The sequence below is a fragment of the Pedobacter gandavensis genome, assembly GCF_032677645.1.
In the GTDB taxonomy this organism is placed as follows: Bacteria; Bacteroidota; Bacteroidia; order Sphingobacteriales; family Sphingobacteriaceae; genus Pedobacter; species Pedobacter gandavensis_A.
In genome coordinates this window covers 1-962 of the sequence record NZ_JAVTSB010000027.1, presented here as the reverse complement: position 1 = coordinate 962, position 962 = coordinate 1, and the positions used below count along the sequence as shown (strand labels likewise).

Annotated in this window: 1 protein-coding gene; it reads right to left on the bottom strand. The window is 35.9% G+C overall.

The features are described 5' to 3' along the window. Nucleotides 1–288 precede the first annotated feature (288 nt). Nucleotides 289–402 carry a hypothetical protein gene (locus R2Q66_RS23950; protein ID WP_410479449.1) on the bottom strand — a complete coding sequence of 38 codons (114 nt, stop codon included), beginning with the start codon at nt 400–402 and terminating at the stop codon, nt 289–291. Nucleotides 403–962: the final 560 nt, after the last annotated feature.

Genomic DNA, 962 nt, shown 5'->3' with positions numbered 1-962 from the left:
TCAAAACAACCTCTGACATATTCCTACTGCAATCTTTCAAATCTTCTTCACTGTATCTCTTTCAACTAACCCTTCCTCCGAAGCGGGATGCAAAAGTAACAAAAATAACCCGCCCTGCAAACAATATTGCCTTTATAATTGTATCACATATCTAACTACATGAACTACAGCACGAAAGAATAACATAGATTTAATACAGTGGTTAAAATCGAACCTAAATCTGGAAGATGAGTTTTACTCAGAAAGGATTCTATACAGATTCAGATAATATTTCCCCCCTTGTATGGTTCACTTTTCTAAAATCCCTAAACCGGTAAGCTGATCCAAATATTTTCTCGCTATTAAACCCATCGCCGTAAAGTGTTTTACACTGGTATAAGGTTGATTAAACAAAGCGGACACCAAAGATTCAGGTCACAAGATATTTCCTTCTTCAAGATTTGCAGACAAAATAACCTCCTTAGCAGACCCCTTGTTATTAATCTTACGATCAGTCTGCTTCGCGGTGACTTCTATTACTCTCAACGTATACAAGCCAATTCTTCGGACTGCCCCATCTGACAAATTCCAGACAGGCCTGCATCATAATTATTCTTATCTATATCAAAACCAGAGTATACTTTGAAATTTTCATATTTTAAGGTATACTCTGGTTTTGAACTTAAAGAACCAGTCTATTGTCTGACTGACCTTAATTTATCCAATTTTTTAGGTCAACATCAATTCCAGCCTTAAAAGATTATAAGGACATTATTTAATGTGTATTTCAGCACCATTACTAAAATCAGGAGTAAGTAGCTGTAATTATAGATGGTATCAAAAAATCAGATTTCCCCGATGTTTAATACAACAATGTTCGAAATCGTAAAAATGGTAGTTTGTGTAGACAGTACAGGGTTGGATTGGCAGCAGCTGAAAATTGGCTGGGCTATCGACAATCTAAAGAACGGTATAGTCTTGTG